The following is a 12,707-nucleotide window of genomic DNA, read 5'->3' as shown; positions in this document are numbered from 1 at the left end:
ATAAATTAAGCATTTTCTTCTTGAAAATAGAGGATTCTACCGCAGTGTGGGCAGGTAATAATATCATCAGAGCGGATAACATCAGAATAAATTTTGTCATTCAATCGGATAAAGCAACCCCCGCACGCTTGACGCGTTACAGGCACAACGCTTGTATTTTTTGCCCATTTACGAATTTTTTCATAAAAGGAGATGATTTTTTGGTCCATTTTGCCTACAAGCTCTTCTTTTTGGGCAAATACTTCTTTTTGTTCTCCTTTGACTTTCTGGACTTCTATTTCTACTCGTTGTGCTATTTCTTCCCCTTTTTCTTTTAATTGATTGATTTTTTCCTCAAGAGAATGAATGGAATCTTTTTTGGATTCTATTAAGGTGTTTAGGCGAGCAATTTCTTCGTTCGCAAAAGTGATTTGCTCTTTTGCTAATTCTTCCTCTAGGCTTAATGCTTTGCTCTCTTTCTCTGTTTTAATGAGTTTTGTTTTGTTTGCAATCTCTTCTAGTTTTAAGGATAAATCCTCCAAGTGATTCTCGTTTTTGGTGATAGAAAGTGAAATATCACGCGAGGAGCTTTCAAGCTCTTCTATTTCACGATTTAGAGTATTTTCCTCTTCCTCAATGGCACTTAATTCTTTTTTTACTTCTTTAATGCGAGGCTCAAAAGAATCAATTTCTTTATCAAGATTTGCGATTTCAACTAACTGACTTAAATGCTTATTCATACAATAGCTCCAAAGATTAAAATATTTAGACAAAATTAAAGGGATTTTGTGAATCTAAAATTATAGCTTTATAGCCATAATTTGTCAAAATTGGAGATAAAATTTCCCCAAAATAGCATTCTAATTCATAATGCCCACAATCAATAACATTGATTCCAAGTGCTTGTGCTTCCATTGCTTCGTGGTATTTCACATCGCCTGTTATAAGGCAATCTATGCCAATAAGATTGCGTATGAAACTCCCACCGCTCCCTGTAACTAGCGCGACATTTTGTGTATTTTTGTGGTTAGATTCCGTGTATTTAAGGGAGTTTAAATGCAATTTCTTTTTAATGTGTGCGCATAGGGATTCTATGGAATCTTCCCATACAAAACGGATTAAAAAATCTTGTTTTGTATAGGTTTGCACTCCCAAAATCTCACGCGTAACATACTCCCCAAAATGCGTTTTGTCAAAGTTTGTGTGCATTGCAATAAGTTGGATATTTTTTTGTATGGCAAGTTGTAGGAGTTTGGCAGGATACTGCGCGAAGTTAAGTTGCTTGAGGGGGGAGAAAATTAGAGGATGGTGCGTGATTAATAGCGCATTGGATTCCATTTTCTCTAAAAGAGGCAATGTAACTTCTAAGCTTAAATAGATGCGCTGAAACTCTGCATTACTATCGCCTAAAATCAAGCCACAATTATCCCATACTTCTTGCAATTCAAAAGGGCTAATGGAATTTAGAATCTCTAAGATTTTTGCCACTTGCATTAAGATTCCACACTTTTTAATGTTTTTGTCTTCTCTAAACGTTCTTGACGCATTGGCTCTTGCTCTTTGTATAGGGTTGCACAAGCTTTAGCAAGTTCGCGGATTTTTAAAATATAGTTTTGACGCTCTGTTGCAGAAATTGCTTTTCTTGCATCTAACACATTAAACAAATGACTTGCAAGCATTGCACAATCATACGCAGGTAATGGCAACCCTGCTTCAAGAGCGCGGTTACCCTCTTGCTGCATTTTTGCAAAAAATTCAAAAAGCATTGCTGTATCTGCCACTTCAAAATTGTATTTTGAAAATTCAAATTCTCCCTCTAAATGCACATCTGCATAAGTATAATTTGGATTCCATTGAATGTCAAAAACATTCTCTACACCCTGCAAATACATTGCTAATCTTTCAGTTCCATAAGTAATTTCAACCGCCACAGGCTCACAAGGGATTCCACCTACTTGTTGGAAGTATGTAAATTGTGTAACTTCCATACCATCTAGCCATACTTCCCAACCTAAGCCCCACGCACCCAGTGTGGGAGATTCCCAATTATCTTCTACAAATCGCACATCGTGATCTTTGAGATTTAATCCCAAATATTCTAGGCTTTTGAGATAAAGCTCTTGAATGTTGTTGGGGCTAGGTTTAATCAAGACTTGAAATTGATAATAACTACCTAGCCGATTGGGATTCTCTCCATAGCGTCCATCAGTTGGGCGACGCGAAGGAGCGACATAGGCGACACTCCAAGGCTTGGAATCCAAACTTCTTAAAAGTGTGGCGGGGTGAAATGTTCCTGCTCCGGCGGGAATATCGTAAGGTTGAATGATTAAGCAACCTTGTCTATGCCAAAATTCTTGTAATTTTAAAAGTAAATCAGAAAAATACAACATTTAAGATTCCTTATAACCATTCTAAAATTTTTTGGCTAAGCGTTTGCGCGTCAAAGACTTGATTGTGAATTTCTGGTTGATTAAAGAGAGTAAAAATCTCTTTAGGAATTGTGATATTATAGGTTTGAGAAATTTTTTCTAAGGCTTCTTTGTCGCTTAAATCTCCCAAATCAAGTGCTTTTGCTAGAGTTGGTGCAAATTTTGTCCATTCTGCGGTGGAACAAAGCACACAAGGAGTGTTGGGGAATTTAGCTTTAATCTCCTCAAAAGCTTTGAATCCACAAGCGGTGTGTGGATCTATAATATAGCCCTTTTTTGCGTAAGTTTTAATGGTTTGAAGGCAATAGTTGTCGTCACAACTTGTCGCGCTAAAATATATTTGTATCCACGCAAGCTCTTCTTTGGTTAAGCTGTATTTTCCAATTTGCTCAAGAGATTCCATAAATTCCCTTGTGCGTTGTGCTTCAAAGAGAGTAAAAAGCACACGTTCAATATTGGAGCTTTTTAAAATATCCATCGCAGGAGAGTAGGTTTTTTGCAAAGATTTTTCTGCAATATCATAAATCCCAGTATTGATAAATTCCGCTAAAACATCATTGGCATTGGACGCAATCCAAATGCGCTCAATAGGGAATCCCATAAACTTAGCATAAAATGCGCCTAGAGCATTTCCGAAATTTCCGCTTGGCACGATGATATGAATTTTTTGATGATTGATTTTAAAGATTTGCAAACTAGAGTAGGCGTGATAAAGAATCTGAAATGCGATTCTACCGAAATTTACACTATTGGCTGCACTTAAGGCAATGTTTTTAGATTTTAAAATTGCATTAAATTTTGGATCTTTAAGAAGGGATTTCAGGAGTGTTTGGGCTTCATCAAAGTCTCCTTTTATGCCAAAAACTTCAATATTATCGGCATTCATTGTAGTCATTTGCAAACGTTGCACATCGCTTGTGCCACCTTCTGGATAAATGCAAACAACCTTAATATGGGGCTTGTTTGCAAAGCTTTGCAGAGTTGCAGGTCCTGTATCGCCACTCGTTGCAACCAAAATTAAATAATCTGTTTCTTTTTTGGATTCTTTTAAGAAACTGCTAAATAAAGAACCAAAGGGTTGTAACGCCATATCCTTAAAGGCGCGTGTAGGTCCGCAATAGAGCTTTTGGATATGTAGGTAAGGATGGACTGAATAAAGAGGTGCTGGTGTGGTAGGGTCGTCAAAATGATGGTAGAGTTTTAATGCTTCTTCTAATGCTTCTTTGCGAACTCCTAGACTTAAATGACGAAAAATCTCTTGCGCCAACTCCTCGTAATTTAATTCACTAAATTCTTTAATAGAATCTTCATCAAACTTTGGTAACTTTTTAGCAGTGTAAAGCCCTCCAAAAGCAGCGTTTGGATTCAAAACTGCATCTTTGAAGGTTAAAGCGGTATCTTGTCCCCCGCGAGTGCCGATAAAATGTTGTGTATGCACGCAAATCCTTTGAAATAAATTTGCATATTCTACCAAAATTTGTCTTTAAAAAGGCCAAACAGATTCAATAAGTTTTGTTCCCCAACCTTTTTCTGTGCTTTTCTTTAATTCGCCTTGTGTATCATACATAATTTTAGCGTCTGCAATATATTGAGATTCTATCGTGTTGTTACGCGCAATGTCTGTTGGACGCACAACACCACTCAAATGAATAATTTGTTTTTCTCCATTGATTAATACTTCTCGGCTACCTTCAATGAAATAATTTCCATTTTGCATTACTTTAATAATACGCGCTGCAATTGTTGTAGAGAAAGCTTCTTGACGATTTTGTGAGCCTGCACCTTGATAGGTTGAGGTATTGTTTCCGGTTGTGATTCCAAATCCTGTAAGATTGTTCAGCTTTCCTGCAAGTTTCCCAATGCTGTTGCTAGGTCCTCCAAAAGTAATGCCTGGTCCGCTCAAATTAGAGTTGGAGGTTTCGTTGAGATTCTTGTTTGCCGTGGAACTTGCTTGTGCAGTTTGGTTAATAATTACTGTTACTAAGTCGTTTAACTGCATTGCACGGCGATCAGAAAACAATAGATTGTCTCCTTGTCCAAAAATACTTCCCGGATTTCCGAAGTTATCTTCCTCTTCTTTGGGTGGCAATTCTTCTACATAGGCTGGAGGGCGAAAAGAGATTTGCGGTTCTGTTGTTGCGCAACCATTTAAGAGAAACCCTAAGACAAAACAATAAAATGCAAGTGCAAAAAAGGAGGATTGAAAAGTAACTTTAAGCTTCATAGTGCTTCCTTGTGTGAATTTTAGGTATAATAACCTAATCTTTATAAAGCTTTTAAGCAAAGCGCATTCCAAAAATAATAAGGAAACCAATGGCAAGTGTAATTAAAGACAGAATTTTAAACGATATTAAAATAGCTATGAAAGAAAATCACAGAGAAAAACGTGATGCATTACGAATGTTGAATAGTGCTTTGAAGCAGGTTGAGGTAGATGAACGCAAGGTTTTAGAGGATAAAGAGGTGATTTTGATTCTCAAAAAAGCCTATAAACAGAGAGCAGAAGCAGCAGAGGCTTATAAACAAGCAGGTAGAGAGGATTTGTATCAAAAAGAAAATTATGAAATGCAAGTTATTATGGAATATTTACCGCAGCAATTAAGTGATGAGGATTTACACAATGCTTTAGAAAAAATCTTAAAGGAGCTTGGAGTAAAATCCAAAAAAGACATAGGTAAGGTAATGGGAGTGGCAAACAAAACATTGGGAGATGTTGCAGATGGTAGGCGCATAAGTGAAGCGTTAAAATCAATGTTAGAATAACTAAAAAAGTAGAGATATTTGAGCAAGGAGGATTATAAATTGTTTGGTTTTATTGGGGTAGGATTGCAGTAGAAATAATAATGAAAGCTTTAAAAACATTGCAAAAATTTATTATTTTTTATTTAAGGTTCTGATAGAATATAAAGTTTAGAGTTTTTGAGTTTGCGTCAGCAGAGAATATTATAGGGAGAGATGATGGAAAATTTCTTACAACCCGATAGAGGGTTTAAAATTAATCGGGAGCATTTGCAAAAGGCAAGTATTATCTTTTTGTTTGTGCTTGTAATTATCGTAATGGTTGCTTTTGCGGAGAGTGTTACAAATCCTATTTTATTGGGATTTGCAGCCATTATGGGTGGATATATGGCACTCAATATTGGCGCAAACGATGTGGCAAACAATGTAGGTCCAGCCGTTGGTTCTAAAGCCCTAACAATGACAGGGGCGATTATTATTGCGGCTATATGCGAGATTTCGGGTTCATTAATTGCTGGTGGGGAGGTTGTTAGCACTGTAAGTTCCGGAATTATCTCTGTGGATGCGATTGGAGATTCTAAAGAATTTGTTACTTTAATGCTTGCGGCATTGATTTCAGGGGCGATTTGGTTAAATATTGCAACCGCCATTGGAGCACCTGTTTCCACAACACACGCAATTGTAGGTGGTGTTTTAGGTGCTGGGATTGCCGCAGGTGGATTAGATGTGGCAAATTGGAATGCGCTTGGGAGAATTGTAGCAAGTTGGGTGATTTCACCGGTTATGGGCGGAGTGATTGCTGCGGCATTATTATTTTTCATCAAACATACAATTACTTATAAAGAAAACAAAAAGACATCAGCAGAAAATATCGTTCCTTATTTGATAGCCTTTATGACTTGGGCTTTTAGTTTGTATTTGATCAATAAAGGCTTAAGACATATTGTTACATTGGACAGCAAGATTGCCTTTGCGCTTAGTGTGGCAATCGCAGTGCTTGTATTTTTTATTGTAAAACCAATTATTAAAAAGGCTTTGGAGAAATTAGAAAATAAAAAAGAGGAGATTAATAAGCTTTTTACGATTCCACTGATTTTTGCTGTGGCGCTTTTGAGTTTCGCACACGGCGCAAACGATGTGGCAAATGCGATTGGACCACTCACGGCAATTAATGAGGCGTTAAAGGTTAGTTTTGAGTTTGGTGCTAAAGCTAATGTGCCTTTTTGGATTATGCTCATTGGTGGGCTTGGAATCTCTATTGGGCTTGCGCTTTTTGGTCCAAGATTGATTCGCACTGTGGGAGGAGAGATTACAGAGCTAGATCAAATGCGCGCATATTGTATTGCAATGAGTGCGGCATTAACCGTGCTTGTCGCTAGTGAATTGGGAATGCCAGTTAGTTCTACTCACATTGCGATTGGAGCTATTTTTGGTATTGGCTTTTTGCGTGAGCATTTAAAAAGACAATACAAAGAAATGGAAGCTAAAATTTTGGAATCTCGTAAGGGAGAGGATAGCAAGAAAGTTAAAGAATTTTTGGAACATTTCCGCAATGCTTCTGTGAAGAGAAAAGCTGCTATTTTAAAGAGTATTGAGCGCAAGGATTCCAAAAAGAAAGCAAAATTAGAAGAATTTAGCGATATAGATTTAAAGAAAAAAGAAGCTAAAAAACTCAAAGAAGCTTATAAAGAGGAATTAGTAAAACGTTCTGCGATTAATAAAATTGTTGCTGCGTGGTTGATTACTGTGCCTGTCTCTGCAATTTTTAGCGCAATTTGCTATTTTATCATCTCTGCGATTGGGCTTTAAGAATCATAGGGAAATTAAAATTGAGAATAGAGGGATTGGATTATTCGCGACCTGTATATGTGATTGGTGATGTGCATGGTTGCTTGGATACTTTATGTGCATTGATTGAGAAATTACCGCACAAATGGGAATCGCAAATCATTCTAACAGGCGATTTAATTGACCGAGGGGATAAGAGTTGTGAAGTGATTGATTTAGCTATTTCTAATCATTTTGCCTGTGTGCTTGGAAATCACGAAGAGTTGATGTTAGAATATTATCATGCAATTCCAAGTAGCGGTAGAGGGAGTGTGTGGATTAGCAATGGTGGTTATGAGACAATGGAGAGCTATCGGAGATATGGTGGTTTGCGCAAGATTCACGAACATTTAGAATGGCTTGTAGAATTACCACGATTTTTAGAAATTGATTTATGTGATGAGCAAGGGAAAAGGTTGTTTGTTACGCACGGATTTGGATTGCCTTATTATAAAACGCGCAAAAAGGATTTTCAAGCTTTAACTTGGAGTAGGCTTAGAATGCACAATTACCAAAAAGAAGCAAAAAAACAATATGGCGTCTTTAATGTCTTTGGACACGACGTGCAAAAAGAGGTTTTTATTACAGAGAATTTTGCCGCAATTGATACGGGTTGTGTATATTATGGGAGTAAGCCAAATGCGAGATTAAGCGCATTTGAATGGCCTACTAAACGCGTATTTGAACAAAATTTCATTTCTGACAAAATATCCTAGTTTTTATTTGCCTTTTAACAAACGCAGGATTGCAAGAGAAAGCTTTTTAAATACATTCGGATTGGAATATTCCAACAATAATTCTGCAATTTCTTGCCTCCCAAATAGAATCGCAAAGGTGTAGGGTGTCGCGCCTAAGCCATTATTTGCATTCGGATTTGCACCAAATGTAAGTAAGAGTTTTGCCATTTCCAAATGCCCTTTAAAGCATACTCCCGCAAGAGGGGTTTGCCCCCTATCGTTGCGTTCATCTACAAGTGCTCCTTTTTGTAAAAGCATTTTAGCGCAATTTATGGAATCGTGGTAACTTGCTAACATTAAGAGTGTGTCGCCCTTGTGTGTTTTGAGATTCACATTTAATCCCGCCTCAATCATTGCTTTAAGATTTTCGCAGTCATCATTTCGTGCAAAATTAAACGCCATTTGACAAAGCTCTCCGAATCTTTGTTCCTCTTGCTCACTCAATGTTACCATTGGAGATTCTTTGCTTTGAGCGCATTTTTAACGCCTTGCGCATATTCGGGAGCGATTTTTTCAAAATGCCCTAAAGCGCGTTCTATGATTTTGGATTCCACGCCTTCCATAGAAGAGGCAATATTTTCAAAGAGTTGTGCTTGTTGGTTGGAATCCATAAGCGCAAACAACGCTCTAGGCTGCGTATAATAATCCTCATCAAGGGGTGCATATCGTTGGATATTGCCATTTGCCTTTAAGTCTGGCTCTGCAAACTCCTTGCATTCTTTTGCACTATAATCGTAGCTGTTTGGCTCATAATAAGCCGCTTTATTTTCGTAAGAGTCAGAGTTCATAGCACCCGCGACATTATAGGTATTCACCTCGCTTTTTGGGCGATTAATGGGTAAGAGATGATAGTTTGTTCCAATGCGATAGCGGTGCGCATCAGGATAGCTAAAGATTCTACCTTGTAGCATTTTATCTGGGCTAAACCCAATTCCCGGAACGATATTGCTAGGGCTGAAAGCTGCTTGTTCTACTTCGTTGAAATAATTTTGTGGATTCCTATTTAAGATAAGCTCTCCTACCTCTATGAGTGGAACGACTTTGTGCGACCAAGTTTTTGTCAAATCAAAAGGGTTGAATCCTAGCTTATCCACTTCACTTTCGTGCAAAACTTGAATTTTAAAGCTCCAACTTGGAAAATTGCCCTTTTCTATGTTTTCATACAAATCCCTTTGGTGGCTCTCTCTGTCTTTTGCGATGATTTCTGCCGCTTGTGCATTGGTAAGATTCCTAATGCCTTGCTTACTTTTGAAGTGGAATTTCACCCAAAACCTCTCGCCTTGTGCGTTAATAAGGCTGTAAGTATGACTGCCAAAGCCGTGCATTTCGCGATAACTCGCTGGGATTCCACGATCACTCATTAGAATCGTTACTTGGTGCAGACTCTCTGGGCATAATGTCCAAAAATCCCACGCGGCATTGCTACTTCTTAGATGATTGCGCGGGTCGCGTTTTTGGCTATGGATAAAATCTGGAAACTTATAAGGGTCGCGGATAAAGAAAGTGGGTGTGTTGTTGCCGACTAAATCCCAATTTCCCTCTTTGGTGTAGAATTTGATTGCAAATCCCCTGACATCTCTTTCTGCATCTGCCGCTCCTGCCTCTCCCGCCACGGTTGAGAATCGCAAAAATAAAGGCGTAACCTCACCTTTTTGTAGCACTTTTGCCTTTGTGTATTTGGAAATATCCTCTGTGATTCTTAGCTCTCCATACGCTCCACTACCTTTTGCATGCACCGTGCGTTCTGGGATTCTTTCTCTGTTTTGGTGGGCTAATTTTTCTAGCAAGATATAATCTTGTAGTAAAAGCGGTCCTTGATTGCCTACGCTTAGTGAATTTTGGTTATCACTTACAATGTTTCCAAAATCATTGGTTAATTTTTTCATCGCCTTCCTTTAAAAAATAAATATAATTTAGAAATAAATTTTATTATTTCTGTGGCAAATTATACACTGAAATTATAAAAATGATATTAATTTTCTAATAAAAAAAATTATTATTTATAAAATACCTGATTTTCTGCCCTAAAATATTCATAAAAGGAGCGTAAAATATCAAAATAAATCTTTAATAAAGGCTCTCTAAGTCCATAAAATACGAAATATAAAAAGATATATATTGACTTAAATCAATTCTTAAAAATACTTAAATTGCTATAATTATCTAGCATTTGAAAATGCTAAAAATTAAAAGCTTAAGGAGGCTTTTGTGGCATACAATAGACGCGAATTTTTAAAAACAGCGGCAGCAGCAAGTGCGGCAAGTGCAGTTGGAATCGCATTGCCAAGCAATGCTTTAGCTGCAGCAAAAGAAGCAGAAGGCGGCTGGAAATGGGATAAGTCCGTTTGTAGATTCTGTGGAACAGGCTGTGGGATTATGGTGGCAACAAAAGATGAACAAATTGTTGCAATCAAAGGAGACCCTGCAGCTCCTGTGAATCGTGGTTTGAATTGTATCAAAGGATATTTTAATGCTAAAATTATGTATGGTGCAGATAGGCTAACACAACCTCTTTTGCGCGTAAATTCCAAAGGCGAATTTGACAAAAAGGGTAAATTTGAACCCGTAAGTTGGCAGAAAGCCTTTGATGTAATGGAAGCACAATTCAAAAAGGCATACAATGAGCTAGGACCTACCGGAATCGGTGTATTTGGTTCTGGACAATACACTGTGCAAGAGGGTTATGCGGCAGTCAAGCTGATTAAGGGTGGCTTTAGAAGCAATAATATTGACCCAAATGCTAGACATTGTATGGCAAGTGCGGTTGTTGGGTTTATGGAGACCTTTGGAATTGATGAACCTGCGGGTTGTTATGATGATATTGAGCTCACCGATACGATTGTTACTTGGGGAGCAAATATGGCAGAAATGCACCCGATTCTTTGGGCAAGGGTTACAGATAGAAAATTAACCAATCCCGATAAGGTAAAAGTGGTGAATCTCACACCTTATTCCAATAGAACTTCGGATTTAGCAGATATTGAAATCGTTTTTGCTCCACACACCGATTTAGCAATTTGGAACTATATTGCACACGAGATTGTTTATAATAACCCTAAGGCGATTGATTGGAATTTTGTTAATAAAAATTGTATCTTTACGACCGGTTTTGCCGATATTGGTTATGGAATGCGCACAGATATTAAACACGCAAAATATGGTGCAGCAGAGCTAGACACTGCAGCAAAAGAAAAATCCAAAGTTATTAGTGAAGCCGAAGGCGTAACCCTTGCTTATCTTGGTATGAAAGCCGGTGATACAATGGAAAATAAACACAATGCAACCGCAGGAAACCATTGGGAAATTTCTTTTGATGATTTTAAAAAGGCATTAGAGCCTTACACGCTTGATTTTGTTGCAAAACTTGCAAAAGGCGATGCAAGCGAGAGTTTGGAATCCTTTAAAGGCAAACTCAAACAACTTGCACAATATTACATTGAAAAGAATCGCAAAATTGTGAGCTTTTGGACAATGGGAATGAATCAACACACAAGAGGAACTTGGGTTAATGAGCAAAGCTATATGGTGCATATGTTGCTTGGCAAACAAGCAAAACCCGGAAGTGGTGCATTCTCTCTTACAGGACAACCCAGTGCGTGTGGAACAGCTAGGGAAGTAGGGACATTCTCACACCGATTACCTGCGGATATGGTTGTGGCGAATCCAAAACATAGAGAAATGACAGAAAAGATTTGGAAGCTTCCAAATGGAACAATCAATCCTCAACCGGGCGCACACTTTATGCAAATTATGCGGAATCTTGAAGATGGTAAAATCAAATGGGCGTGGGTGCATGTCAATAACCCTTGGCAAAACACTGCAAATGCGAACCATTGGATTAAGGCTGCTAGAGAAATGGATAACTTTATTGTTGTTTCTGACGCGTATCCGGGCATTAGCGCAAAAGTGGCGGATTTGATTTTGCCTGTGGCGATGATTTATGAAAAATGGGGTGCTTATGGAAACGCAGAGCGCAGAACCCAGCATTGGAAACAGCAAGTTCTCCCACAAGGTAATGCGATGAGCGATACTTGGCAAATGATGGAATTTTCCAAGCGATTCAAGCTAAAAGAAGTTTGGGGCGAGAAAAAGATTAACGATAAATTGACACTCCCCAATGTGCTAGAAGCAGCAAAAGCAATGGGATATAATGAGGATTCCACACTTTATGATGTTTTGTATGCAAACAAAGAAGCATTGGGTTATAAGACAACCGATTCTATGTTAAAAGATACAATCAATTCTGAAGTCTTTGGCGATAAGCGCGAAGTTGTCGGCAGTAATGGAGAAGTATTTAAAGGCTATGGATTCTTTGTGCAAAAGTATCTTTGGGAGGAATATCGCAAGTTTGGTGTAGGACACGCACACGACTTAGCGGATTTTGATACTTATCATAGAGTGCGTGGGCTTAGATGGCCTGTCGTAGATGGCAAAGAAACCCAATGGCGTTTCAATGCAAAATACGATTATTATGCAAGAAAAGCAGGAAATGGAGAGTTTGCATTTTATGGTGGAGCAGGTAAAGAATTGCCACGCGGGGATTTGACAACACCAAAAACTCAAGAGAAATTTTCACTCAAAAACAAAGCAAAAATTTTCTTCCGTCCTTATATGGATCCACCCGAAATGCCAAGCAAAGAATATCCATTCTGGTTAAGCACAGGGCGTGTGCTAGAGCATTGGCATAGTGGAACAATGACAATGCGTGTGCCAGAACTCTATCGCGCCGTGCCTGAAGCATTGTGTTATATGAATCCAGAAGATGGCAAAAAGCTTGGTGTGCAACAAAATGACGCGGTTTGGGTAGAATCAAGACGCGGTAAGGTAAAAGCGCGTGTGGATATGCGCGGACGCAATCGCCCACCAATGGGGCTTGTCTATGTGCCTTGGTTTGATGAGAAAGTTTATATCAACAAAGTTTGTTTAGACGCAACTTGTCCAATTTCCAAGCAAACAGATTTCAAAAAATGTGCTGTAAAAATTTATAAGGCATAAA

The 12,707-nt window shown here is 38.3% G+C and carries 11 protein-coding genes; 4 read left to right on the top strand and 7 right to left on the bottom strand.

All coding sequences use genetic code 11. From position 1 onward, the window contains the following. Positions 1-5: 5 nt before the first annotated feature. The 5 genes from BS85_RS0101240 to flgH are packed head-to-tail and all read right to left on the bottom strand — an operon-like array spanning position 6 to position 4,632. The gene (locus BS85_RS0101240) at positions 6-719 is read right to left on the bottom strand and encodes a zinc ribbon domain-containing protein (protein WP_026943196.1); all 714 of its coding nucleotides are present in this window, start codon (positions 717-719) and stop codon (positions 6-8) included. A gap of 25 nt (positions 720-744) precedes the next feature. Continuing rightward, a complete protein-coding gene (locus tag BS85_RS0101235) occupies positions 745-1,473 on the bottom strand; it encodes a Nif3-like dinuclear metal center hexameric protein (RefSeq protein WP_026943195.1) in 729 nt (242 codons plus the stop codon). Then, positions 1,473-2,369: a glycine--tRNA ligase subunit alpha gene (gene glyQ, locus BS85_RS0101230; RefSeq protein WP_026943194.1), complete on the bottom strand. Its 897-nt coding sequence runs from the start codon at positions 2,367-2,369 to the stop codon at positions 1,473-1,475. The genes BS85_RS0101235 and glyQ overlap by 1 nt, the downstream gene beginning before the upstream one ends. 10 nt (positions 2,370-2,379) lie before the next feature. Continuing rightward, positions 2,380-3,846 (bottom strand): threonine synthase, encoded by a 1,467-nt coding sequence (gene thrC / locus BS85_RS0101225; protein WP_026943193.1) that lies wholly within the window; start codon positions 3,844-3,846, stop codon positions 2,380-2,382. A 45-nt stretch (positions 3,847-3,891) separates the two neighbouring features. After that, complete coding sequence (gene flgH, locus BS85_RS0101220; protein ID WP_026943192.1) at positions 3,892-4,632, bottom strand: flagellar basal body L-ring protein FlgH; 741 nt, start codon at positions 4,630-4,632, stop codon at positions 3,892-3,894. Between the two features lie 89 nt (positions 4,633-4,721). On the opposite strand from flgH, the gene BS85_RS0101215 reads away from it, so the two are divergent. From BS85_RS0101215 to BS85_RS0101205, 3 genes are all read left to right on the top strand, one after another. Next, the gene (locus BS85_RS0101215) at positions 4,722-5,171 is read left to right on the top strand and encodes a GatB/YqeY domain-containing protein (RefSeq protein ID WP_034550884.1); all 450 of its coding nucleotides are present in this window, start codon (positions 4,722-4,724) and stop codon (positions 5,169-5,171) included. Between the two features lie 195 nt (positions 5,172-5,366). Continuing rightward, positions 5,367-6,956: an inorganic phosphate transporter gene (locus BS85_RS0101210; RefSeq protein WP_026943190.1), complete on the top strand. Its 1,590-nt coding sequence runs from the start codon at positions 5,367-5,369 to the stop codon at positions 6,954-6,956. 20 nt (positions 6,957-6,976) lie between these two features. Continuing rightward, positions 6,977-7,690 carry a metallophosphoesterase family protein gene (locus BS85_RS0101205; RefSeq protein ID WP_245596251.1) on the top strand — a complete coding sequence of 238 codons (714 nt, stop codon included), beginning with the start codon at positions 6,977-6,979 and terminating at the stop codon, positions 7,688-7,690. Positions 7,691-7,693: 3 nt separating this feature from the next. On the opposite strand, the gene BS85_RS0101200 is transcribed toward BS85_RS0101205, so the two are convergent. Both BS85_RS0101200 and BS85_RS0101195 read right to left on the bottom strand, forming a co-directional pair. After that, the gene (locus BS85_RS0101200; protein ID WP_026943188.1) at positions 7,694-8,164 is read right to left on the bottom strand and encodes an ankyrin repeat domain-containing protein; all 471 of its coding nucleotides are present in this window, start codon (positions 8,162-8,164) and stop codon (positions 7,694-7,696) included. Beyond that, positions 8,158-9,597, bottom strand: coding sequence for a catalase (locus tag BS85_RS0101195; RefSeq protein WP_026943187.1), 1,440 nt, complete (start codon positions 9,595-9,597; stop codon positions 8,158-8,160). The genes BS85_RS0101200 and BS85_RS0101195 overlap by 7 nt, the downstream gene beginning before the upstream one ends. A 322-nt stretch (positions 9,598-9,919) precedes the next feature. Here BS85_RS0101195 and napA point away from each other — a divergent pair, with 322 nt between their 5' ends. Further along, positions 9,920-12,706 (top strand): nitrate reductase catalytic subunit NapA, encoded by a 2,787-nt coding sequence (gene napA / locus BS85_RS0101190; RefSeq protein ID WP_026943186.1) that lies wholly within the window; start codon positions 9,920-9,922, stop codon positions 12,704-12,706. The last annotated feature ends 1 nt before the right edge of the window (position 12,707 follow it).

Origin of the sequence: Helicobacter rodentium ATCC 700285 (genome assembly GCF_000687535.1) — a bacterium.
GTDB classification, from domain to species: domain Bacteria; phylum Campylobacterota; class Campylobacteria; order Campylobacterales; family Helicobacteraceae; genus Helicobacter_D; species Helicobacter_D rodentium.
The sequence above is the reverse complement of the archived record's forward strand: the minus strand, read 5'-3'. Positions and strand labels throughout refer to the sequence as shown.

Bases quoted from the DNA above. Each gene is read 5' to 3' on its own strand.
- BS85_RS0101240 (WP_026943196.1), bottom strand. From the start codon at position 719: ATGAATAAGCATTTAAGTCAGTTAGTTGAAATCGCAAATCTTGATAAA.
- BS85_RS0101235 (WP_026943195.1), bottom strand. From the start codon at position 1,473: ATGCAAGTGGCAAAAATCTTAGAGATTCTAAATTCCATTAGCCCTTTT.
- glyQ (WP_026943194.1), bottom strand. From the start codon at position 2,369: ATGTTGTATTTTTCTGATTTACTTTTAAAATTACAAGAATTTTGGCAT.
- flgH (WP_026943192.1), bottom strand. From the start codon at position 4,632: ATGAAGCTTAAAGTTACTTTTCAATCCTCCTTTTTTGCACTTGCATTT.
- BS85_RS0101215 (WP_034550884.1), top strand. From the start codon at position 4,722: ATGGCAAGTGTAATTAAAGACAGAATTTTAAACGATATTAAAATAGCT.
- BS85_RS0101210 (WP_026943190.1), top strand. From the start codon at position 5,367: ATGGAAAATTTCTTACAACCCGATAGAGGGTTTAAAATTAATCGGGAG.
- BS85_RS0101200 (WP_026943188.1), bottom strand. From the start codon at position 8,164: ATGGTAACATTGAGTGAGCAAGAGGAACAAAGATTCGGAGAGCTTTGT.
- BS85_RS0101195 (WP_026943187.1), bottom strand. From the start codon at position 9,597: ATGAAAAAATTAACCAATGATTTTGGAAACATTGTAAGTGATAACCAA.